The organism is Rhizobium oryzihabitans (assembly GCF_010669145.1).
Classification (GTDB): Bacteria; Pseudomonadota; Alphaproteobacteria; order Rhizobiales; family Rhizobiaceae; genus Agrobacterium; species Agrobacterium oryzihabitans.
In genome coordinates this window covers 2,717,379-2,737,599 of the sequence record NZ_CP048632.1, presented here as the reverse complement: position 1 = coordinate 2,737,599, position 20,221 = coordinate 2,717,379, and the positions used below count along the sequence as shown (strand labels likewise).

At 60.5% G+C, this 20,221-nt stretch carries 19 protein-coding genes and 1 pseudogene; 11 read left to right on the top strand and 9 right to left on the bottom strand.

Annotated features, from left to right (window positions below):
* Positions 1-109 precede the first annotated feature (109 nt).
* The 4 genes from cysQ to G3A56_RS13815 all read left to right on the top strand — a co-directional run bounded on the left by cysQ (position 110) and on the right by G3A56_RS13815 (position 3,323).
* Positions 110-904 carry a 3'(2'),5'-bisphosphate nucleotidase CysQ gene (gene cysQ / locus G3A56_RS13830; RefSeq protein WP_082182827.1) on the top strand — a complete coding sequence of 265 codons (795 nt, stop codon included), beginning with the start codon at positions 110-112 and terminating at the stop codon, positions 902-904.
* A gap of 384 nt (positions 905-1,288) precedes the next feature.
* A complete protein-coding gene (locus G3A56_RS13825; RefSeq protein ID WP_082182829.1) occupies positions 1,289-2,332 on the top strand; it encodes a DUF2793 domain-containing protein in 1,044 nt (347 codons plus the stop codon).
* Between the two features lie 191 nt (positions 2,333-2,523).
* Positions 2,524-2,799 (top strand): CtrA inhibitor SciP, encoded by a 276-nt coding sequence (gene sciP / locus G3A56_RS13820; protein WP_003491799.1) that lies wholly within the window; start codon positions 2,524-2,526, stop codon positions 2,797-2,799.
* Positions 2,800-3,041: 242 nt separating this feature from the next.
* Positions 3,042-3,323 carry a GNAT family N-acetyltransferase gene (locus G3A56_RS13815; RefSeq protein WP_082182830.1) on the top strand — a complete coding sequence of 94 codons (282 nt, stop codon included), beginning with the start codon at positions 3,042-3,044 and terminating at the stop codon, positions 3,321-3,323.
* 247 nt (positions 3,324-3,570) lie between these two features.
* Here G3A56_RS13815 and G3A56_RS13810 read toward each other — a convergent pair whose 3' ends face one another.
* Entirely contained in the window at positions 3,571-3,774 is a 204-nt protein-coding gene (locus G3A56_RS13810; RefSeq protein ID WP_164056456.1) for a DUF1059 domain-containing protein, read from the bottom strand.
* Positions 3,775-4,095: 321 nt separating this feature from the next.
* Positions 4,096-4,446 (bottom strand): flagellar export protein FliJ, encoded by a 351-nt coding sequence (locus tag G3A56_RS13805; RefSeq protein WP_003491821.1) that lies wholly within the window; start codon positions 4,444-4,446, stop codon positions 4,096-4,098.
* A gap of 481 nt (positions 4,447-4,927) precedes the next feature.
* Here G3A56_RS13805 and ctrA point away from each other — a divergent pair, with 481 nt between their 5' ends.
* A complete protein-coding gene (gene ctrA, locus G3A56_RS13800) occupies positions 4,928-5,632 on the top strand; it encodes a response regulator transcription factor CtrA (protein ID WP_003491823.1) in 705 nt (234 codons plus the stop codon).
* A 138-nt stretch (positions 5,633-5,770) separates the two neighbouring features.
* A pseudogene (locus tag G3A56_RS13795) lies at positions 5,771-6,285 on the top strand (GNAT family N-acetyltransferase).
* Positions 6,286-6,337: 52 nt separating this feature from the next.
* Here the strand turns inward: G3A56_RS13795 and G3A56_RS13790 are convergent.
* The 3 genes from G3A56_RS13790 to chpT form a co-directional block, all read right to left on the bottom strand.
* The gene (locus G3A56_RS13790) at positions 6,338-7,384 is read right to left on the bottom strand and encodes an alpha/beta hydrolase family protein (protein WP_164056454.1); all 1,047 of its coding nucleotides are present in this window, start codon (positions 7,382-7,384) and stop codon (positions 6,338-6,340) included.
* Between the two features lie 134 nt (positions 7,385-7,518).
* The gene (locus G3A56_RS13785; protein ID WP_082182833.1) at positions 7,519-8,046 is read right to left on the bottom strand and encodes a GNAT family N-acetyltransferase; all 528 of its coding nucleotides are present in this window, start codon (positions 8,044-8,046) and stop codon (positions 7,519-7,521) included.
* 86 nt (positions 8,047-8,132) lie between these two features.
* Positions 8,133-8,780: a histidine phosphotransferase ChpT gene (gene chpT, locus G3A56_RS13780; RefSeq protein WP_082182834.1), complete on the bottom strand. Its 648-nt coding sequence runs from the start codon at positions 8,778-8,780 to the stop codon at positions 8,133-8,135.
* 251 nt (positions 8,781-9,031) lie between these two features.
* Between chpT and G3A56_RS13775 the strand changes: the two genes are divergently transcribed.
* Positions 9,032-9,628 (top strand): DUF1134 domain-containing protein, encoded by a 597-nt coding sequence (locus tag G3A56_RS13775; RefSeq protein WP_003491833.1) that lies wholly within the window; start codon positions 9,032-9,034, stop codon positions 9,626-9,628.
* Positions 9,629-9,899: 271 nt separating this feature from the next.
* Entirely contained in the window at positions 9,900-11,126 is a 1,227-nt protein-coding gene (locus G3A56_RS13770; RefSeq protein WP_082182835.1) for a coiled-coil domain-containing protein, read from the top strand.
* A gap of 275 nt (positions 11,127-11,401) precedes the next feature.
* On the opposite strand, the gene G3A56_RS13765 is transcribed toward G3A56_RS13770, so the two are convergent.
* Together G3A56_RS13765 and G3A56_RS13760 are read right to left on the bottom strand one after the other, a co-directional pair.
* Positions 11,402-12,262 carry a TrmH family RNA methyltransferase gene (locus tag G3A56_RS13765; RefSeq protein WP_137067556.1) on the bottom strand — a complete coding sequence of 287 codons (861 nt, stop codon included), beginning with the start codon at positions 12,260-12,262 and terminating at the stop codon, positions 11,402-11,404.
* Positions 12,252-12,644 carry a hypothetical protein gene (locus G3A56_RS13760; RefSeq protein WP_082182836.1) on the bottom strand — a complete coding sequence of 131 codons (393 nt, stop codon included), beginning with the start codon at positions 12,642-12,644 and terminating at the stop codon, positions 12,252-12,254. Before G3A56_RS13760 ends, G3A56_RS13765 begins: the two co-directional genes overlap by 11 nt.
* A gap of 38 nt (positions 12,645-12,682) precedes the next feature.
* Here G3A56_RS13760 and G3A56_RS13755 point away from each other — a divergent pair, with 38 nt between their 5' ends.
* The 3 genes from G3A56_RS13755 to rpoH all read left to right on the top strand — a co-directional run bounded on the left by G3A56_RS13755 (position 12,683) and on the right by rpoH (position 15,883).
* Positions 12,683-13,705: an RluA family pseudouridine synthase gene (locus tag G3A56_RS13755; protein ID WP_003491838.1), complete on the top strand. Its 1,023-nt coding sequence runs from the start codon at positions 12,683-12,685 to the stop codon at positions 13,703-13,705.
* A 285-nt stretch (positions 13,706-13,990) separates the two neighbouring features.
* Positions 13,991-14,815, top strand: a complete 825-nt coding sequence (locus G3A56_RS13750) for a class I SAM-dependent methyltransferase (protein WP_082182837.1) — start codon at positions 13,991-13,993, stop codon at positions 14,813-14,815.
* Positions 14,816-14,980: 165 nt separating this feature from the next.
* Positions 14,981-15,883 (top strand): RNA polymerase sigma factor RpoH, encoded by a 903-nt coding sequence (gene rpoH, locus G3A56_RS13745; RefSeq protein WP_003491840.1) that lies wholly within the window; start codon positions 14,981-14,983, stop codon positions 15,881-15,883.
* A 443-nt stretch (positions 15,884-16,326) separates the two neighbouring features.
* Here the strand turns inward: rpoH and G3A56_RS13740 are convergent, their stop codons facing one another.
* Positions 16,327-18,639 (bottom strand): chromosomal replication initiator protein DnaA, encoded by a 2,313-nt coding sequence (locus G3A56_RS13740; RefSeq protein WP_164056453.1) that lies wholly within the window; start codon positions 18,637-18,639, stop codon positions 16,327-16,329.
* 70 nt (positions 18,640-18,709) lie between these two features.
* Complete coding sequence (locus G3A56_RS13735; RefSeq protein WP_003491846.1) at positions 18,710-20,008, bottom strand: adenylosuccinate synthase; 1,299 nt, start codon at positions 20,006-20,008, stop codon at positions 18,710-18,712.
* Positions 20,009-20,221: the final 213 nt, after the last annotated feature.

Below are 20,221 nucleotides of genomic sequence, written 5' to 3'. Positions count from 1 at the left end.
TTTTAGCCTTGTCGGCCGCCATTGTTTGACGGGCGGCGGCCAAAGGAGTAGCCAAGTTGTATCGCAAGATCCCGCCACGGGATGGCGATGGGATGGCAACGGCAAAGAGATGATCGACATATTGACGAAAGCGGCGCTGGACGCCGGACAGGCGATCATGGCGGTCCACCGCGCGGGCCCGAACGTGTCCTACAAGGATGACTGCTCGCCGGTGACCGAGGCCGACCAGCGCGCCGAGACGATCATTCTTCAGGCGCTGGCCGCCAATTTTCCCGAAATTCCCGTTATCGCCGAAGAGGCCGTCTCGAACGGCATCCTGCCGGAGACAGGCAGGGAGTTCTTTCTGGTCGACCCGCTGGATGGAACCAAGGAATTCATTTCCGGCAAGGACGATTTCACCGTCAATATCGCCCTCATCAGGAACGGCGTTCCCGTCGCAGGCGTGGTTTACGCCCCCTGCCGCGGCCAGGCATGGACGGGCAAGGACAACGGTGCCGAAAAGCTCGCCATATCAGGCGAAGGCGCGATCCTGGCGCGCCATCCCATCCGCGCGCGCCAGCGCGGCGCATCGCCCGTGGCGCTGATCAGCCGCTCGCACTGTACGGCAAAAACGGAAGCCTTCGTCGCCGAACACGGGCTGAAAGACTGTATTTCCGTCGGTTCCTCGCTGAAATTCTGCATGCTGGCGGAAGGCGCGGCCGACATCTACCCCCGCTTCAGCCGCACCATGATGTGGGATACGGCGGCAGGCGATGCCGTGCTGCGCGCCGCCGGCGGCAGAACGCTTGATTGCGACGGCCAGCCGCTTGCCTATGAGGTGAGAGGCGACGGTGAGGATGCGCTTGCCAATCCGGATTTCATTGCCGAAGGGGCGATGGCAGTGACGGTGGAAGCGGCGACATAGGCGAGTGGGTAGACCGCTGCGCTTTCGTGGGTAATTAAACTTTCGCTTCGGTGTATGGGGCTTACCCCCCTCTGCCCTGCCGGGCATCTCCCCTCAAGGGGGAGATCGGCAAGAAGCTTTACCACCATTTCAGTCTCAAACGTTGAGATGGGCGAAACCTCGCCTCGGGTCGATCTCCTCCCTTGAGGGGGAGATGCCCGGCAGGGCAGAGGGGAGTGAAGCGGCATACGCCGAAGCCAAGAGGCCGTCTCGCCCATAGACGCCATTCGCCGCAAACACACCCAACCCACCCCCAACAAAAATAATCTCTTCCCCGCTCATCCCCGCACCGCCCCGCCGCATCACAATCGCTGGCGAACGGCAATCCAGCGCGGAAGAGACATCATGACGGAACAGACGGCGAGACTTCGGCTTCCCTATATCCTGCCCTCTCAGGCACAGAAACACGTGACCCACAATGAGGCGCTGCAACGGCTAGATGCGATCGTCCAGCTGGTCGTCAAGGCCGTGGTCGCCGCACCGCCCGAAAACGCGTCGGAGGGCGAGTGTTTCCTTCTCCTCCCGGACGCCACCGGCGATTGGGTCGGCAAGGGCGGAAAGCTTGCCTTCCGGCAGGATGGCGCATGGCTGTCGATAACGCCGCAGCCCGGCTGGACGGCATGGTTTGCAAGCGAAGGGAAATATCGGGTGCTGCGGCAGGGTGCATGGCAGGACATGCCGCTGCCCGCCACCGGCACATTCCAAAGGCTGGGCATCGGCACGGAAGCTGACGGCGCCAACCGTCTGGCGCTCGCCGCTCCCGCCAGTCTTTTCACCCACAGCCAGGAGGATGGCGGCCACCGCATGGCGATCAACAAGGCAGCGAAGACCGATACGGCATCGGTGTTGTTCCAGTCCGGCTGGAGCGGCCGCGCGGAAATGGGCCTTGCCGGCAATGACGGTTTTTCGATCAAGACCAGCGCCGATGGCGCTATTTGGCGCACCGCGCTCCTGTGCAGCGGCGATGGCCGCGTCTCGCTGCCCAACCGGGCCGTGGTGCTGGCAGGCCTGCCGGCGGGCACGACAAAACCGGCCAACGGTTCGGCAGCGGGTTTTTCCCTGCTCTTCATCGATGAGGGCGGTTTTGCGCTCGGCGACCCGGTTGGCACGGGCGGCGGAAGGGAACTCGTCGTTCCTGCCAAGGGTCTTTATCTCGCCATTCTGTCGCTTGCCGTGGTCTCCTCCGCCGGCCACCGGGTTTCGCTGTCGGTGAACGGCGCGGCGGGCGGCTTCGGCATTGCCGGAAACACCTCCAGCGCCGGCACCTCGCAATCGGCCACCTTCATTCTTCCGCTCAATGCCGGAGACCGCCTGCGGCTGCAGCATGAAGGATCGGCGGAATTTACCCAGGGCAGCGGGAAAACGTGCCTTTCGCTTGCGGCCCTATGAGGGAAACAACCGATGGACGATAAAAAATGCAATTTTTGGAAAAATTTTTCCCCTGCAAAATAAGGCGACTCGAACAAATCAGGCGAAACCGTTCAAATTCTTAATAAATTGTCTAGAGCTGCTTAGGCAATTTTTAAAGGTACGGGGCTAAAGTTCCCGTCATATGGTCTTGAGTTTGTATAGAGTGTCCAATGACCGAAATGATACGCCCACGAGTTAAATATGTCATCGGCCCCGATGGCAGCCCTCTGACGATTGCGGATCTTCCGCCTGCCAATACCCGTCGCTGGGTCATTCGCAGAAAGGCGGAGGTGGTTGCAGCGGTTCGCGGAGGACTTTTGAGCCTCGAGGAAGCCTGCGAGCGTTATACGCTTACCGTTGAAGAATTCCTGTCCTGGCAGTCCTCGATTGCCGATCATGGCCTTGCAGGCCTGCGCACCACGCGCATTCAGCAATATCGCCACTGATATTGCGCCCGCGCGGCAACGCGCCAAAGCCGAATTCTCAAAAACGCCCCGCCGGATTATCGACGGGGTTTTCGGTTTGATTTCGGATTTCTCCCCGCAAGGCCTGTCCTGCTTCGGTGAACCCCTCCTTCGGTAAAACCATTGTCGCCGGTTTGTGTCCGCTGCGTTCTCTTTCCCGCTGTTTCAATTCGGGCGCGAGCCGTTAGAGTGGAAACAACGAACGCAACAAGGAGGCGAAAACCATGGACATTCTCAGCACCGAAACCGGATCGCACGGCGAATATTCGGCAACCGTCGAAGGCCACAAGGCCGAGATGACCTATTCCCGCACCTCCCCTTCGCTGATCATTATCGACCATACCGGCGTGCCCGATGCCCTGCGCGGCAAGGGCGTCGGTCAGGCGCTCGCCGCCCATGCGATCGACGAGGCCCGCAAGGGCGGCTGGAAAATCATTCCGCTCTGCCCGTTCTTCAAGGCCCAGACGCTGCGCCATCCTGAATGGGCGGATGTTATTCAGGGGTAAGGGCGCTTAATTCTGTAAAAGGGCAGAATATTCGCAAACGTCGCGGCATATTTCTTCTCCCCGAGGGGAGAAGGTGGCCCGAAGGGTCGGATGAGGGGGCAACGTTGCCGAATCCCTCTACCCTCGCCCCCTCATCCCGCTGCCGCGGACTTCTCCCCGGCGGGGAGAAGAAAAAAGCGGCAGACGCCCGGTCCCTCACAGCCGTTCCAAATATCGCGTCATTCATAAATGCGCGTCGGTCCTCCCGTTACGCCACCTTCAGCGGCGGCGTCCCTGCATGCATGCTCCTGCGGACTTCCTCGCGGAATTCGCGTGTGTCCTCGGCGCCGTGCACTGCCACGGCATGCTGAACGGCCGCTTCCATCAGCTCCTCCGGCGTATCGGCGGAGATGGCGATGGTGCATTTGCTGTCACTGGGGAATTCGCGGCAATCGATATATTGGCGAGCCATTTCTTCCTCCCTGCTGTTATCGCCCGCGCCCCACCCTCGCAGGGGTTATGCAGGACGCGCGCGTAAAACCTCCGGTTCATGATCGGAACCCCGTTAAATTACGCCTTTCCCCCGTTCCGGACAATTGAAAACACCGAAATGCCCGCCTAGGGGCCCCGGCGGAAAGCTGACCGGAAAAACCAGGTGCAGGAAAAACAAAAGGCCGCCTCAAAGGGCGGCCTTTTGTTAAAAAAATGCATGGCGTCCCGTCATTGAAAGCCGCCTCCTGATCCACCGGCAGCCGTCAATGAGGACGATCGTTCATCGAATTTGCGCCGGTCGTCAGGCGCGGGCGCGGATCGCTCCGTCGCGGTTTTCCAGTGCCGCGGCCTTTTCATATTCGGCCTGCACCTCTTCCAGCGAAGCTTCGGCAGCTTCCTGCTGGGCCTTCAGCTCCCGGATCGAGACCTGAAGATTATCCGCCCGCTGGCGCGCGGCCTTGGCGAAGGTCGGATAGGCGAAATGTGTCGGATCGGTAATGCCCGACTTGCTCTCTTCCAGAGATATCTGATGCACCAGTTCCTTTGCCATCCGCTCGAACTCGGACATCATCTGCTGCAGCTGGTTAAGCTGCCGGCGTTTTTCATTAACCTGAAATTCCTTCAGGCGAACCAGGCTGTCACGCGACTTCATACGCAATACTCCATGGATAGCGAGACCCGGATCAAAAAGGCACTATGCCCCCCTGATCGGCCCGTTTAACCCGCCCGTTCAACCGGCCGGGTTAACCCGTTGTGCCGGAATGATTCCCAAAAGTTACCCGGCGTTAATAAAAAACCACCGCCGTTAACCTTTCGTTTACGGGCATCGTTAATGATAAACACGATCATTTAAGGGTCGGTAAATGCCAGGTCCAAAAAAGCGGACCAGACGATGTAAGAGTCGATTGAATCACTTAGCGGGAAATCCTCACGTTAAGATTCAATTATGGCGATGGTGGATTCACGTGCAAAAACAGAGAAATGCCTACTTTGCTTAATAAATTCGATACACCTTGCCAAAGGCAATTAGAATTTGTTAACCATTTGGTGGCAGCCTGCAAATCAGGCAACGTCTGGATCCGCATCGCGCGAGGCAATGATTTACCGGTTCGCGGGCGGCAAAGGGGATAATTATGCGGGTTCTACTTATTGAAGACGACAGCGCAACAGCGCAGAGCATCGAACTGATGCTCAAGTCGGAAAGCTTTAACGTCTACACGACCGACCTCGGCGAGGAAGGCGTGGACCTCGGTAAGCTCTACGATTACGACATTATTCTTCTCGATCTCAACCTGCCCGACATGTCGGGTTACGAAGTCTTGAGAACTTTGCGCCTTTCCAAGGTCAAGACTCCGATCCTCATCCTCTCCGGCATGGCCGGCATCGAGGACAAGGTTCGCGGTCTCGGCTTCGGCGCTGACGATTACATGACAAAGCCCTTCCACAAGGATGAGCTTGTTGCCCGCATTCACGCAATCGTCCGCCGTTCCAAGGGCCATGCGCAGTCGGTCATTTCCACCGGCGAGCTGATCGTCAATCTCGATGCCAAGACGGTTGAAGTGGGTGGCCAGCGCGTTCACCTGACCGGCAAGGAATATCAGATGCTCGAGCTGCTTTCGCTGCGCAAGGGCACGACGCTGACCAAGGAAATGTTCCTGAACCACCTCTATGGCGGCATGGACGAGCCGGAACTGAAGATCATCGACGTCTTCATCTGCAAGCTGCGCAAGAAGCTGGCAAATGCTGCAGGTGGCGCAAACTACATCGAAACCGTCTGGGGCCGCGGCTATGTGCTGCGCGAGCCTGACGGAGCCACGGAATTCCTCGAAACCGCCTGACCCCTCAAGGACAGGACAGTTTTTAAAAGACCCGCTGGCGACAGCGGGTTTTTTGTTGTGATTTCAAGGGAGAAGCGACAACGTCATCGGAATGTAATGACAAGGGCCTAGCTACGCTCCCAAAAAGGACGACGGCACATGAACCACCCTATCCCCACGCTTAAGACTGAACGCCTGACGCTGCGCCCGCTGCTCATCGCGGACTTTCCCGCCTATCAGCACTTCATGGCGTCGCCGCGCTCCATTGGCGTCGGCGGGCCGTATGATCTCTGGAAGACATGGGGCGTGTTCTGCCACGATCTGGCCAACTGGTACTTTTTCGGCCATGGCGCGCTGATGATCGACCTTGGTATGACGGGTGAATGCATCGGCCAGATCGGTATCAATCACGGCCCGCTATTTCCCGAAAAGGAACTCGGCTGGCTGCTTTATGACGGCCACGAAGGGCGCGGTTATGCTGCCGAAGCCGCTGTGGCAATGCGCGACTGGGCCTTCGAGACGCTGAGCTTGCCCACACTTGTCAGCTACGTCTCGCCGGAAAACAGCAAATCCGCTGCCGTTGCCGAGCGCATCGGCGGCACACTCGATCCGTCAGCGCCACGCTCCGACCCGAAGACCTCGTTTATCGCTATCACCCGTCCAACGCGGCGTGAAAAATCGGGACGCCTCAGGACAACCAGGATCCACGAGACGTCCCGAACTGTCCTAACGCATTTCCACTTTCAGGAAGCCGGTGATTGCCTCCGCGATTTGTGCATGGATGGCTGTGCGGTCCCGGCCTCCCCCATCACGGCAGACGAAACCTTCGCCCGGTGAAAGCTCCTCCACGATTTTTTCGCCGTTCGGCTTGCAGATCTGCATGAAGCTGAAATGGCTGGCATCGGGTATTTCCCGATAGACGGTCGTCGCCTTTGGCAGATGCCGGGCGATATAGTCGGAATCGGCCTTGATGGCGGCAATCTCCGGCGTCTCCACACCTGCGGCCAGAACCAGAACCGGCACCTCCACCCTTTGCAGCGTCTCCGGCAGAAAACCGGAAGCAGGCCCAAGATCGAGTGCGATCGCCGCCCGGATGCGAACATCGCTCAAATCCATCGAAAGACGCAGATCAGCCTTGCCGCCACCGACGATCCCGACCTTGGCCAGCAGCCGGGGAGCCTTGCATTGCGGCGACGCTTTTTCCCTATTGCAGTCCTTCAAGGCGAGTTCGGCGCTATAGCGTGCACCCACCAGCTCCATCGCAGTCCAGCCTCCCAGAGAATGGCCGATGACGGCGATACGCTTGCTGTCGATCTGGCCGGCGAGTTGGTCATTCTCGATGAGCGCGGTCAGCGTCCTGCTGATGTCGCGCGGCCGCTCCCACAGGGGAACGATCTCCGTCGCATTCTTTTCGGTGAATGATTCGCCGCCATGAACCGGTGCGGCCACCACATAACCCTGCTGAGCAAGTGCGCCGGCAATCCAGTTCAGATTGCGCCAGCTTCCGCCGAACCCATGCGACAACAGCACGAGGGGACGAGACCCGGTGAGAAAAGAAGCGGCCGGTTGCACCTCAAGACCATAAAAAGCCGCGTTCTCACCCACGACCTCGCTTTTTCCAGAGGGCGCGGCCGGATACCATAATGAGACGGCAAGCGCCCTCGCACCCGCCGCATCCGGCAATTCGATCTGTTTAAAGCCGATGGCGCCTTGCGCCATCGCGGCCTGAGCGGTGGAGAAAACGACGAATGCCGCCAGAAGAAAATTGCGCATGGGATGCTCCAGGAGTTGCGATGGACCAACTCCTCACCCAAACCGCCCCCGCCTGAGACCTGAAACAGGTTTCAGGACGTTCTGAAACGCGATCGAGGCAGCATCTCCATCAGACGATCCATATGAGCGCCGTACTAGATCGCGGATATCCGCTCGAAAAGCCGCACGGGGTTTTTCCGGAACATCGCATCGCGAAACGGCTGAAAGCCGAATCGGGCGGCAATGGCTAAAGACGGGCTGTTCAGAGGATCGATCATACAGACGGTCCGCTGCGAAATTCCGCTACTGTCGAACCACGTCGTCGCGGCCTCCACAGCTTCTGTCGCGACACCTTTGCCGACCAGCTGCCTGTCGATTTTCCACATCGCCTCGGGCACACCATCAAAATCCGCCCCGTTTCCGCGGCGCATATGGGCAAAACCCACCTCGCCCACGATGCGTCCCGTTTCCGCCTCCTCGACGACAAAGGGGCCGAAACCGAAGGCTGACCAATGGCCGATGAAGCGCAGGAGGCGGGCAAAAGCGAGTTCTGCATCCAGCGGTGCAATCGATTTAACCCCCTCGATAGGCAGGACATCCGCTCCCCAGAATGCGCAATAAAGCGTTTCATCCCCGATGGCATGCGGCCGCAGGATGAGGCGGGCGGTTGTCAGGCGTGTCATGAACGTGCTCCCCGAAACAGAAAAAGCCGGCGCGTCCGCAGACGCAGCCCGGCCCTTCTTAAAAAATCACGTCCGCAATCGAACGGTCACTCGGCAACCGTTTTCGCGGTAAAGACGATGCGATCTTCAAGCACCTTGTATTCCACCGCCATATTGGCCTCTTCCGCCAGAAGCAGCGTGTAATAGGGCTGCACGGAATGGGCGTCGACGGCCTCTTCCAGCCTGCCTTCGTAAATCTCCGCAAATTTGGCCGGCACGCGCATCATCCGGCCCTTGACGGTGATTTCGAACTTGGCGTCACCGTCGGGGCTTTCCAGCAGCACATCCACATTGCCGCCGCGCGGGATCGCGCCATAAGCGACGAGGAAAAGGTTGAGCAAGAGTTTGACACGATTCTTCGCGACGATGGCGCGCGGGCCGTTCCAGCTGACTTCGGCCTTCTTTTCGGCGGCGGCGAAATCCTTGGCGGCTTTTTCGGCCTCGCCCGTATCGATCGAAGCGCCGGCGGAACCCGACGCACCGAAAGCAAGGCGGGCGAACTTCAGCCGCACGGATGCGTTAAGAGCGGACGTGCGGATGAGGTCCAGGGCATCGTCGTCGGTGCCGCCCTCGTCCAGCAATTCAAGGCCGTTATTGATGGCGCCAACAGGAGAGATCACGTCATGGCACACACGACTGCACAGAAGAGACGCCAGATCGGGACCGGACAGCGTGATATTGAGTTTGCTCGTCATAAAATTCTCTCCTGCGCAAGGGATGCGCGGACGGTGTGGAAATTGTTAAGCCATAATGACACCATATTTGGTAAACCGATTGTTAATAGGATGGTTTCAAAATGCCAAATGCCTTAACAGGCCACACTGGAGCCCCGTGTATCCGCCAGGATGCACGAAACATGCTGTAGAACTTTGACTCTGCGCATCGACCCTTGCGAAAACCGATTCGGATTTTCAGGCTGATGCGCTAACGAAACAGACGGACGGACATGACGATGCGCCTTACGAAAACCCGCACCATTGCACGCCTCGGACTGGGAAAGATTATTGCGCTCCTTGCGAGCCTCTTGATGTGGGTCGCACCGGCCTCGGCCCAGACCAGCGATCAATATTCTATCCAGGAAGTCGTGGATGCAGGCCACGGATTCTTCGGTGAAACCACCGGCGGCCTCGCCAAGGTGGTGGAGCGCGCCTTCCAGCAATACGGTCTTCCGAACGGTTATATTCTCGGCCAGGAAGGCTCCGGCGCCTTCGTCGCCGGCCTCACCTATGGCGAAGGCACGCTTTATACCAAGAATGCCGGCCAGCATCCGGTCTTCTGGCAGGGCCCCTCCCTCGGTCTCGATTATGGCGGCCAGGGCACCCGCGCCATGATGTTGGTCTATAACCTGCCTTCGGTCGATGCGCTTTACCGCCGTTACGGCGGCGTCAGCGGCTCCGCCTTCATCGTCGCCGGCGTCGGCATGACCTATCTCAAGAGCAGCGATGTCACGCTGGCGCCCATCCGCACCGGCATCGGTGCGCGCCTCGGCATCAATGTCGGTTACCTGAAGCTTACCCAGCAGCCGACGTGGAACCCTTTCTGATTATGCGAGGGTGCCGCGTCTTTCTTCTCCCCGAGGGGAGAAGGTGGCCCGAAGGGTCTGATGAAGGGGCAAGCTCTCCTGATATCTCTACCCTCGCCCCCTCATCCCGCTGCCGCGGACTTCTCCACTAGGGGAGAAGAAACAAGTGGGACAAACACCGCCTCGGCAATTGCCGGAAAGACCCCTCCCCACGGTTGCAATAATAGCGTAACGTGCCTTCGCGCCCCTCTTTCCGAATGCGCGCGTATCTGAGTTTCGGAGACTGTCCCGCGTGATTGAATATGCCATTCTTTTCGGATTGGGTTTTCTCACCGCTACCCTGCTGGCCCTGATGATCGCGCCCGCGATCCATCGCCGCATCGTCGCCTATACGGAAAACCGCCTGCGCGCGACGATGCCCATCAGCCCGCAGGAAGTCCGCGCCCAGAAGGACATGGCGCGTGCGCTTTATGCCGCCGAAAACGCCAAGGTCCGCCAGGAACTGGATACGGAACGGGAAAAAAACACCTCCCTGCGCCTCGCCAACGAAGCCGCTTCCAGCGATGCCTATCGCCTCGGCGAGCAGAACCGCAGCTTTTCGCTGAAAATCGAGGAGCTGACGCTGGAGATTACCGAATTGCGCGCCGCCCTCGATGCCAGCGAGGAACGCGCCGGTGCCATTGGGGCGAACCTCCTGCAGCAGGAACAGGCCGCAAACGAGCGCGCCGCGCAGATGTCTGATCTCACCGCCCGCCTCACCAACCTGACGCGCGAACTGGATGATTCGAAAATCACCGCCGCGACCCGCGACCTTGAGGCGGAACAGGCCAAGCAGAGCGCCACGCGTTTCCGCAAGGAAGGCGAGACCGCGACCCGCGAATTGCAGGATGTGGCGGCACGCAACAAGGAAGCCATGACGGCGGTTGCGCGCGAAAGCCGCAAGGTCACCCGGCTGGAAGAACAGATCGCCACGGTCATGGCGAAAAATGCCGATCTCGACACCATGCTGACGCTGCGCAATCAGGAGGTCGCCCGCCTGAAGGAACAGCTTGCCACAACGGGCGGCCGCAGCGACGACATGATCATTCGCCTGCCGAACCCGGCCGTGCCGGTGGAGAAGGCCGTGAGCCCGCAGCAACCGGCCGTATCTGCGCCTGAAATCGCCCCCGCCGTTGCGGCAGAGACCCCAGAGGTCGAAACGGCCGGGGACGCACCCGCCTTGCCGGTTGCAGAAGAGCCGACGGCAACGCCGCCGGAGGGGCTGGCGCAGGAGATCGAGGATATCCGCAATCAGGGAACGGCGCTCACCGAACGCCTTCTGAATGTGCGCGGCACCGGCAACGACGAACCGATCCGCCGAGAAATCGCCCGCATCGCCGCCCAGATGATTGCGCTCACGGCTGCGCAGGAAGGCGAAAAATCGCCGATCCCGGGGCTGCTTGCCAAGGCTTCCGCTTCATCGGGGCGTGAGAGCCTTGCAGCGCAGGCGAGTGCGTTGGTGGAGAAGCGGAAGGGGTGATTTTAGGGAGTTTGCGTTGCTCGGCGGGTGGGACTTAGCCGGCATCTGCGAATGAGGTCCATTATCCTCGCATGTGCGGCTTACCCCCTCTGCCCTGCCGGGCATCTCCCCCTCAAGGGGGGAGATCGGCAAGAAGCGCTATCACCGCTTTATTCTCAAGCTTCGAGATGGGCGAGATGTCGCCACGAGTCGATCTCCCCCCCTTGAGGGGGAGATGCCCGGCAGGGCAGAGGGGGGTAAGCGTCACGCGCAAAGGATCAACCTTTATCCGCCCTCTAAACCCGCCCTATCGCGCTCGCCATCTGATAAAGCGCCAGCCCCGAAGCCGTCCCCGCATTCAGACTATCCAGCTGCGGCGACTGCGCAATCCGTGCCGTGTGAAAACGCGAGAGCACCGATTGCGGCAATCCCTCGCCTTCCGTGCCGATGACCAGCGCCATGCGTTCGGAACGGGGAATGTCGCGTATCTCGGTCTCGCCATTGGGCGAAAGGCTCCAGATCGCAAAACCGGCCGCAGAGAGCCGCTCCAGCATCTGCACCGCGCCCCCGCCGCGATGATAGGGAACCGAGAGGACCGAACCGACCGAAACACGCAACGCCTTGCGATAGAGCGGATCGCAGCAGGTCTCGTCCAGAAACACCGCATCGGCATAAAACGCCGCGGCGTTGCGGAACATCGCACCCAGATTGTCGTGGTTGGAGATGCCGCAGCCTGCGAGCACCAACGAAGAGGCGGGAAGCGCGTTCGCCAGCCCGTCCAGCGTATTGTCGTGAACCCGGCGGCCGAGCGCCAGAATGCCGCGATGCAGGTGAAAACCGACGATGCCGTCCAGCACCGGTGCTTCCGCCACATAGACCGGAACATCGGCTGGAAAATCAGCAAGAATATCCGCAACGCCCGAAAGCCGGTTCTTGAGGATCAGGATGCTTTCCGCCGCAAAGGCGCCGCCCGCTTTATGGGCGGCGGCGAGCATGCGCAGCACCACCGTGCCTTCGGCGATGAAGCGGCCTTGCCTACCGGTAAGGTCACGCTCGCGAATGTCGCGAAAGGCGGCGATGCGCGGATCGGCCGGGTCGTCGACCGGGATCAGCGCCCGTCCGTCCAAGAGCGTATGATCGCTGCCCTCACTGGGCATCGACCGTCACATCGGCGAGGAACCGGCCGACCGCAACATTGAAGACCAGCGCCTTGCGGGTGCCGTTGGCAAGCCTGCCGTAAAACAGCATGTCACCGCCGGAATAGCTGACATTGTCGATCACGAAGCCCTGCGGCAGGCTGGCGGTGACGGCCAGCGGCCCGTTGCCGGTCGGAACAGCCAGATTTTGCGGTTCGCTCTGCGTCGCAACCGTTTTCGACGGCCCCATCGCCTTGTAGACAACCGCTCCGAAGACGGCCATAAGGCTGATAAACATCACGGAGCCCGACACGATCTGCAAACGGATCATCTTGCGGCGAACTTTTTCCATGGCCGGATCAAGCGGCTTGTCTTCCTGTTCGTCTTGCTCGATCTGCGTCATCGGGTTCCCTGAAATGCTGATGGATCGGAAAAATAAGAATGAACGACCCCTTTAAACAAGGCGGAGACGCAAGGAAAGTCCTGATTGCCGGGGAAGACGCCGAAGGCCGCCTCGATTCCTGGCTGGCGACCGAAGTCGGTGGCGATCTGTCACGCAGCCGTCTGAAGGCGCTGATCGAGCAGGGCGCGGTTTTCCTGAATGGCAAACCGGTGACGGAGCCGAAAAAGAAAGTGCATCCGCAGGACCGCATCGAGATTGTGATGCCGGAACCGGAAGACCCCGAACCCAAGGGCGAGGATATTCCGCTCGATGTGGAATATGAGGATGAAGACCTGATCGTGCTGGTGAAGCCCGCCGGTCTCGTCGTGCATCCGGGCGCCGGCAACTGGACCGGAACGCTGGTCAACGCCCTCATTCACCATTGCGGCGACAGCCTCTCCGGCATTGGCGGCGTGAAGCGCCCGGGCATCGTGCACCGGCTGGACAAGGAAACCTCCGGCGTCATGGTGGTGGCGAAAAACGACAATGCCCACCGCCATCTCGCCGCGCAATTTGCCGACCACGGCCGCACCGGCCCGCTGGAGCGGGCCTACAAGGCCGTCGTCTGGGGCCGCCCGCGCACCCTTCGCGGCACCATCGACGCCGCACTCGGCCGTGGCGCCGATCGCACCAAACGCGCCGTCAAGCATGAGGACAGGGACGACGCCCGCGAGGCGATCACCCATTACGAGGTGATGGAGCGCTTCCATGAAAGGCCGGATGCATCCTGCCTCGCCTCCATGGTGGAATGCCGGCTGGAGACGGGCCGCACCCACCAGATCCGCGTGCATATGGCCCATATCGGCCATCCGCTGATCGGCGACCCCGAATATGGCGCGGCCTTCCGCACCAAGGCGAACCTGCTTGAAGAGCCGGCCAGAAGCACCGTCAACCGCTTTCCGCGACAGGCGCTGCATGCCTATCTGCTCGCCTTCGAACACCCCCGCACCGGCGAGGTGATGGAGTTCGAAACCGACATGCCGGATGACATGGAAGAACTGATCACCGCACTGCGCGGCTGAAAATGCTGTACGGCGCGGTCAAAAAAACCGCGCCGTAAATTCTGCCCGAAGCCCCGGATAATAAAAAAAGATTAGCGGATCGCGATATTCCGCAGTCGGTCCTTTTTATAGACCGCCCCAATTTCGCTTCAATCGTCGCACCTCCTCGACCGCTGCAAGGCTTGACATCACCCCCATTTCGGTGACGCAAACCAAGCCTGCCGAATGACGGACACCGCAGGGGATGCCTTTCGTTCGATCCGCATATCCTGAACGGAACCGGCATGATGACGGGATCTATCGCGCATGAACATCGATGAACGCCGGTTTATATTTCAGGATCTGCGCAGCGTCGAAGGCTATATCGACCCGCCCGACGCGCTCGTCTTCAAGGCGCTGCTGCAGGCCCAGACGAGAAACCACCTTCAAGGCGGCATGGCTGAAATCGGCGTTTATTATGGCCGCTCTTATTTTCTGCTGCGCAGGTTTGCGCAGACGAAGGAAAAGGTGCTGGGCGTCGACCTGTTCGAAATGGACCCGCCCGAGGATGGCAGCCTGGACCAATATGACCGCTTGATGGAAAACGGCCGGCGGCTGGGTTTTGCGATGGATGAGGACCTGATCATCAAGGGTGACAGTACCCGGCTCGCCCCCTCCGACATCACCTCGCGGATCGGCCCCGTGCGCTTCTTCAGCATCGATGGCGGACACCATCTGCATCATGTTCTGGCGGATGCGAAGCTGGCGATGGAGGTGATCGCCCCGCATGGCGTCATCGTCTTTGACGACACTTTCAATCCCGCCTGGCCGGAAGTGACGGTGGGGGTTGCCGATTTTCTGCGCACGCACGGCCACAGCCTCGCCTGCTTCGCCATGACCAAATATAAGACCTATGTCTGCCGCCGCGAATTTCACGCGCTTTACGCAGGCGCGATCGCCGAAGAACCCGACTTGCAGATCCTTGGCCATGTCGAAACGCAGTTTCTTGGCTCCACCGTCGTGCGCCTGCATAATCCCATGCGCAGACGGGTAATGTATGAGCTGATGATACGCTCCGGCCTTGGCGGATTTTCGGAACGAATCTACCGTTCAAAAGTTAAACAGGTGAGAGACAGTGTCGCCGGAACATAACATATGTGTGAACGCAGCGTTCGCTTGAAACGCGGCGGGCGCATACATATTTGTTACATGGGTTCGTGCGGGGTCGGTAACGACCCGCCACTAGCGGTGTGCCTCAGGCGAGTAATCGTCAATCCATGAGGGTGCCGTTCCAGACCATAGATAAGGGGGTGCTTTATGGCCCGCAATAGTTTGCCTACGATTACGGCCGGCGAAGCCGGTCTCAATAGATATCTCGACGAAATCCGTAAATTTCCGATGCTGGAGCCGCAGGAAGAATACATGCTTGGCAAGCGTTACGCCGAGCATGGTGACCGCGACGCTGCCCATAAGCTTGTCACCAGCCACCTGCGCCTCGTCGCCAAGATTGCCATGGGTTACCGCGGTTACGGCCTGCCGATTGGCGAAGTCGTGTCCGAAGGCAATGTCGGCCTGATGCAGGCGGTGAAGAAGTTCGATCCGGAACGCGGCTTCCGTCTTGCCACCTACGCCATGTGGTGGATCAAGGCCTCGATCCAGGAATATATCCTGCGCTCGTGGTCCCTGGTGAAGATGGGCACGACGGCCAACCAGAAGCGCCTGTTCTTCAACCTGCGCCGGCTGAAAGGCCGTATCCAGGCGATCGACGATGGCGATCTGAAGCCGGAACACGTCAAGGAAATCGCCACCAAGCTTCAGGTTTCTGAGGAAGAAGTGATCTCGATGAACCGTCGCCTGCATGGCGACGCATCGCTGAATGCGCCGATCAAGGCCTCCGAAGGCGAATCCGGCCAATGGCAGGATTGGCTGGTGGATGACCATGAAAGCCAGGAAGCCGTGCTGATCGAGCAGGACGAACTGGAAACCCGCCGCCGCATGCTGGCCAAGGCCATGGGCGTGCTGAACGACCGCGAACGCCGCATCTTCGAGGCCCGCCGCCTTGCTGAAGACCCGGTGACGCTGGAAGAACTCTCATCCGAGTTCGACATCAGCCGCGAGCGTGTGCGCCAGATCGAGGTTCGCGCCTTCGAAAAGGTTCAGGAAGCGGTACAGAAGGAAGCCCTCGAAGCCGCCCGCGCGCTGCGCGTGGTGGATGCGTAAAGCATATCCAGCAAAAGTGCGGAGCGGTTTTGCGTCCGTGCCATAGATCATCCTCGGCCCTCGGCCGGGATTTTTTGTTGGTAAAAGGCTGACGACTGGAAATGGCCTGCCATCCGAGACCGGCGATTGCGCTGGAGGAAAACCGGCAGGAAAAATATCCATGCTTCGGGGGATGCCGCTTACCCCCCTCTGCCCTGCCGGGCATCTCCCCCACAAGGAGGGAGATCGGCAAGACGCTCTACCTCCGCTTCATCCTCGTCCGTTGAGTTGGTCGAGACCTCGCGGCATATCGATCTCCCCCCTTGTGGGGGAGATGCCCGGCAGGGTAAAGGGGGTGAGCCACACCCACCGGCACCAACTAACCCACCCATCACCCGACAAACGCAAAGACACCGCCGTAGCCATATAACGAAAAAGGGCGACCCGAGCCGCCCTTTCAATCCTTATTGTCCGCCGGCTGCCGGCGTTGCGGCCGCCCATTCGCTGAGCGCCTTGTCGAAGGCGGCGATGCCGTCATTGCCCTTTTGCAGGGTCAGCAGCGCGCGCCGGCCGTTGCGGTAGGAGACCGGAATATCGATCCAGTTGCGGCTCTTCAGCAGCTCCAGATTGGTCTTCATCGCATCCGGGAAGTCGTTGAGCGCGATCATGTGGAAATCGTCGGTGATCTTGGCCGGAACCGCGATCAGGGCATTACCACGATCCTGCTCCGTGCTCTTCATCGCGATGCGCTGGACGCTGTCGATTGCGCCGCCTTCGAAGCCGGGCGAAACCGAGAAGACGATTTCGATCAGATGGCTTGCGGGCAGAGACGGATCGGTATTGCGCTTGAACGTGATGAGCGCGCTCAAGCCGCGGCCGGGAACCGTGATCTGGCCCTGTACCGTCGGGGACGGGCGGCCATCATTGTCGTTTTCCTGCTGCAACGACCAGGAAACGCCGCCCTGAATGGCGGTCGGAACCGTCTGGCCGAGCACTTCCTCGTAAAGGAACATGCGGTCGCCGGTGGCGGCAGCGGCAGGCTGCTGGGCCGGCGGCGTGCCGGCAGGCGTTCCAGCGGGCGCACCCGCCGTGTTGGCCGGAGCCTCGCCCGCAGGCGGCGGTGCGACGTTCTGTTCGTAGACCGACTGGCCTTCCGCCGTCACCGGCTGGCCATTGGCGCCCGGTGCAGGCCCTTCATCACGCTCGGACCCATCGGCCAGAAGCCGCTGGGTGAATTTCGTGCCGGTGACGGAACCGTCATCGCCATGGGGCTGTGCCTGATGGTTGGTCGGGTTTGTTGCAGGCTGCTGTCCGGCCGCGGGCGGCTGCTGGCCAGCCGGCGGCGTGGATGTCTGCTGCGCCGTATCGGGCGAAGGCGTCTGGGTTTCCCCACCCTTCTGTGCCGATTGTACCAGCCCGCCGACCATGTCGTTCAGCGCATCGCGGTTCTGCCAGAGCGCATATCCGCCCCCGGCGAGAAGCCCGGCGCCAACAAGGGCAAGCACCAGCGACGCATAGTTGCGGCGCGGCTTCTTCTTGACCATGTAGGCCGGCGTTGCAGCGCCTGCGCCCAGAGCGGGCGTTTCATCCGCAGTCGCCCGGTTGGAGGAAGACGCGCCGTCGTAACCGATCAGCTCGTCCAGATCGTCCCAGGGGGTGCGCTCCTTGTTGTCCTTGGACGAGGCCCGGTCACCGAAGGGATCGTTATCGGCGCGTGGCAGCGCCGGAGCGTCCTTCGCGGGAATGGCGATATCCGTGTCCTGGAAATAGGACGAAAAATCCTCGACGACGGCGGCTTTTTTCGGAGCCGTGTCTTCCGTCTGGCGGGGTTCGGAAAAATCACCCTGTCCGCCGAAGATCGGATCGTGATCCGCACCGGCACGGTTGCCGGCATAGTCTTCGTCATCGCGCCTGTCGGGCTCGAAGCTGACATCCGGGGCCTGGTAATGCTGCGCGGCATAACCGGCGACGACAGGACGTCCATCCGTCTCGTTGCGGATTTCGGCATAATCCTCGGCAGCCGGGCGAGCATGCTCGTCCTCGGCCTCGTCCAGTTTGCGCCAGTCATCCTCATCGACCGGCTGCGCCCAATGGGGCGGCACGGAATCATCGGCCTGGGCAGGTGCGGCCACATCGCTGTCGCGCTCGGCTTCCGGCTGATGAGCCGGTTCCTCTTCCGCGCGGGTAAAATAGGTGCCGACCTCTTCATGGGAAACGGCAGCATGAGCCGGCGCCACATGAACGGGTTCCGGCGCGTCGTAAAGCTCTTCCGGCTCGCGTTCCGCGTAACGCTCCTCGTCATGCGAGGCAGCGGCGGAAACGGGCGCTTCGTGGAGCGGCTCTTCCTCGCGGGCAGGCTCTTCGTAAACCGGCTCAGGCTGTGCGGCGACAACCGGGGCAGGCTCTTCCTCGACCGGCTCGTACCGTTCCTCCTGCCGCTCGCTGGCATGGTCCGGCTCGGCGGCATGGGCCGCAGGTTCTTCGGCAACATCCTCTCGATAGTAGGATGTTGCCGTCTCTTCAGCCGCCGGCGTGAAAGCGTCGTCTTCCTCCAGCGCCGGAAGCGCCTCGGCATATTCGCTGTCCACTTCGGCAATGGCGGCGTCCAGCTTGGCGATCTGCCGGCGCAACAATTCTTCCGGCGGACGTGGCTTCATATTCTCGAGCTGGCGCACAACCGCACTGCGCGCCTTGTCGTAAACCTTCGCCCGGTTTTCGGGAGTATTGTTCGCCAAGCCATCCACGGCCTTGCGAATGACTGCTACAAAATCCGCCATAAGCACTTTCTCGTCGTGACCGGCGACGTACCGGCCCGATATGGTTTATGAATCTAGATCGTTGAGGACATTAATCCTCAAACGGATCAGTCACAAGTATGGTGTCGTCACGCTCCGGACTTGTCGACAGAAGCGCGACAGGCGCCCCGATCAATTCCTCGACCTGACGGACATATTTGATTGCCTGAGCAGGCAAATCCGCCCATTTTCGGGCACCGACGGTGGATTCTTTCCAGCCTTCCAGCGTGATGTAGATCGGCTCTACCCGCGCCTGCGCGCCCTGGCTGGCCGGAAGATGGTCGATTTCCTGCCCGTCAAGCTTGTAGCCGACGCAGATTTTCAGCTCGTCGAGGCCATCGAGAACGTCGAGCTTGGTGAGCGCGATGCCGGTAATACCGTTGGTGGCGACCGACTGGCGCACCAGTGCCGCATCGAACCAGCCGCAGCGGCGCTTGCGGCCGGTGACGGTGCCGAATTCATGGCCCTTTTCGCCGAGGAACTGGCCGATCTCGTCATTCAGCTCGGTCGGGAACGGGCCTTCGCCGACGCGCGTCGTATAGGCTTTGGTGATGCCGAGAATGTAACCCAGCGAACCCGGACCCATCCCCGAACCGGCAGCAGCCTGGCCGGCAACCGTGTTGGACGAGGTCACATAGGGATAGGTGCCATGGTCGATATCAAGCAGCGAGCCCTGCGCACCTTCAAACAGGATGCGCGCACCGGCGCGGCGCTTCTTGTCGAGCAGCAGCCAGACGGTTTCGCTGAAGGGCAGGATGCGCTCGGCAATCGAGCCCAGCTCTTCCATGATCGTCTCATGCGAAATTTCGGCGACGCCGAAACCGCGGCGAAGCGCGTTGTGATGCGTGAGGATACGGTCGACCTTGGCGGAAAGAGCTTCCATGTCGGCCAGATCCATCACACGGATGGCGCGACGGCCGACCTTATCCTCGTAAGCCGGGCCGATGCCGCGACGCGTGGTGCCGATCTTGGTGCCGCTGTTGGAGGCAGCGTCTTCACGCATGCCGTCCAGCTCGCGGTGGAGCGAAAGAATGAGCGTGGCATTGTCGGCAATGCGCAGGTTTTCCGGCGTGACCTTGACGCCCTGAACTTCCAGACGGCCGATTTCGGCGATCAGCGCATGCGGATCGACCACGACGCCGTTACCGATGACGGCCAGCTTGCCGGGACGCACGACGCCGGAAGGCAGAAGCGAAAGCTTGTAGCTGATGCCATCGATGACAAGCGTATGGCCGGCATTGTGGCCGCCCTGATACCGCACGACGACATCTGCCCGCTCGGACAGCCAGTCGACAATCTTGCCTTTGCCTTCGTCGCCCCACTGCGAGCCGACCACCACAACATTCGTCATTTCTTGCTTTCCTGCTCATGGCGCTTGCGCGCCCGATAACCCGATGGGAAACCCAAACCCGCGAATGTATACTGTGTTGTTTTACGGAAAGCGACCCTGTTTCTTATGGAGAATTTTGCTTTTTCCGTGACAAGGCGCGGATTTCCCGCATTATCTCGCCCCGTGGGGGCCAAGCGCGGGCGCAAGACCGCCGTTCACCCCTTAGCCGTTATC

What these genes read in the sequence shown, in the direction of transcription:
- cysQ (WP_082182827.1), top strand. Translation starts at nt 110, where the DNA reads ATGATCGACATATTGACGAAAGCGGCGCTGGACGCCGGACAGGCGATC.
- G3A56_RS13825 (WP_082182829.1), top strand. Translation starts at nt 1,289, where the DNA reads ATGACGGAACAGACGGCGAGACTTCGGCTTCCCTATATCCTGCCCTCT.
- sciP (WP_003491799.1), top strand. Translation starts at nt 2,524, where the DNA reads ATGACCGAAATGATACGCCCACGAGTTAAATATGTCATCGGCCCCGAT.
- G3A56_RS13815 (WP_082182830.1), top strand. Translation starts at nt 3,042, where the DNA reads ATGGACATTCTCAGCACCGAAACCGGATCGCACGGCGAATATTCGGCA.
- G3A56_RS13810 (WP_164056456.1), bottom strand. Translation starts at nt 3,774, where the DNA reads ATGGCTCGCCAATATATCGATTGCCGCGAATTCCCCAGTGACAGCAAA.
- G3A56_RS13805 (WP_003491821.1), bottom strand. Translation starts at nt 4,446, where the DNA reads ATGAAGTCGCGTGACAGCCTGGTTCGCCTGAAGGAATTTCAGGTTAAT.
- ctrA (WP_003491823.1), top strand. Translation starts at nt 4,928, where the DNA reads ATGCGGGTTCTACTTATTGAAGACGACAGCGCAACAGCGCAGAGCATC.
- G3A56_RS13790 (WP_164056454.1), bottom strand. Translation starts at nt 7,384, where the DNA reads ATGCGCAATTTTCTTCTGGCGGCATTCGTCGTTTTCTCCACCGCTCAG.
- G3A56_RS13785 (WP_082182833.1), bottom strand. Translation starts at nt 8,046, where the DNA reads ATGACACGCCTGACAACCGCCCGCCTCATCCTGCGGCCGCATGCCATC.
- chpT (WP_082182834.1), bottom strand. Translation starts at nt 8,780, where the DNA reads ATGACGAGCAAACTCAATATCACGCTGTCCGGTCCCGATCTGGCGTCT.
- G3A56_RS13775 (WP_003491833.1), top strand. Translation starts at nt 9,032, where the DNA reads ATGACGATGCGCCTTACGAAAACCCGCACCATTGCACGCCTCGGACTG.
- G3A56_RS13765 (WP_137067556.1), bottom strand. Translation starts at nt 12,262, where the DNA reads ATGCCCAGTGAGGGCAGCGATCATACGCTCTTGGACGGACGGGCGCTG.
- G3A56_RS13760 (WP_082182836.1), bottom strand. Translation starts at nt 12,644, where the DNA reads ATGACGCAGATCGAGCAAGACGAACAGGAAGACAAGCCGCTTGATCCG.
- G3A56_RS13755 (WP_003491838.1), top strand. Translation starts at nt 12,683, where the DNA reads ATGAACGACCCCTTTAAACAAGGCGGAGACGCAAGGAAAGTCCTGATT.
- G3A56_RS13750 (WP_082182837.1), top strand. Translation starts at nt 13,991, where the DNA reads ATGAACATCGATGAACGCCGGTTTATATTTCAGGATCTGCGCAGCGTC.
- rpoH (WP_003491840.1), top strand. Translation starts at nt 14,981, where the DNA reads ATGGCCCGCAATAGTTTGCCTACGATTACGGCCGGCGAAGCCGGTCTC.
- G3A56_RS13740 (WP_164056453.1), bottom strand. Translation starts at nt 18,639, where the DNA reads ATGGCGGATTTTGTAGCAGTCATTCGCAAGGCCGTGGATGGCTTGGCG.
- G3A56_RS13735 (WP_003491846.1), bottom strand. Translation starts at nt 20,008, where the DNA reads ATGACGAATGTTGTGGTGGTCGGCTCGCAGTGGGGCGACGAAGGCAAA.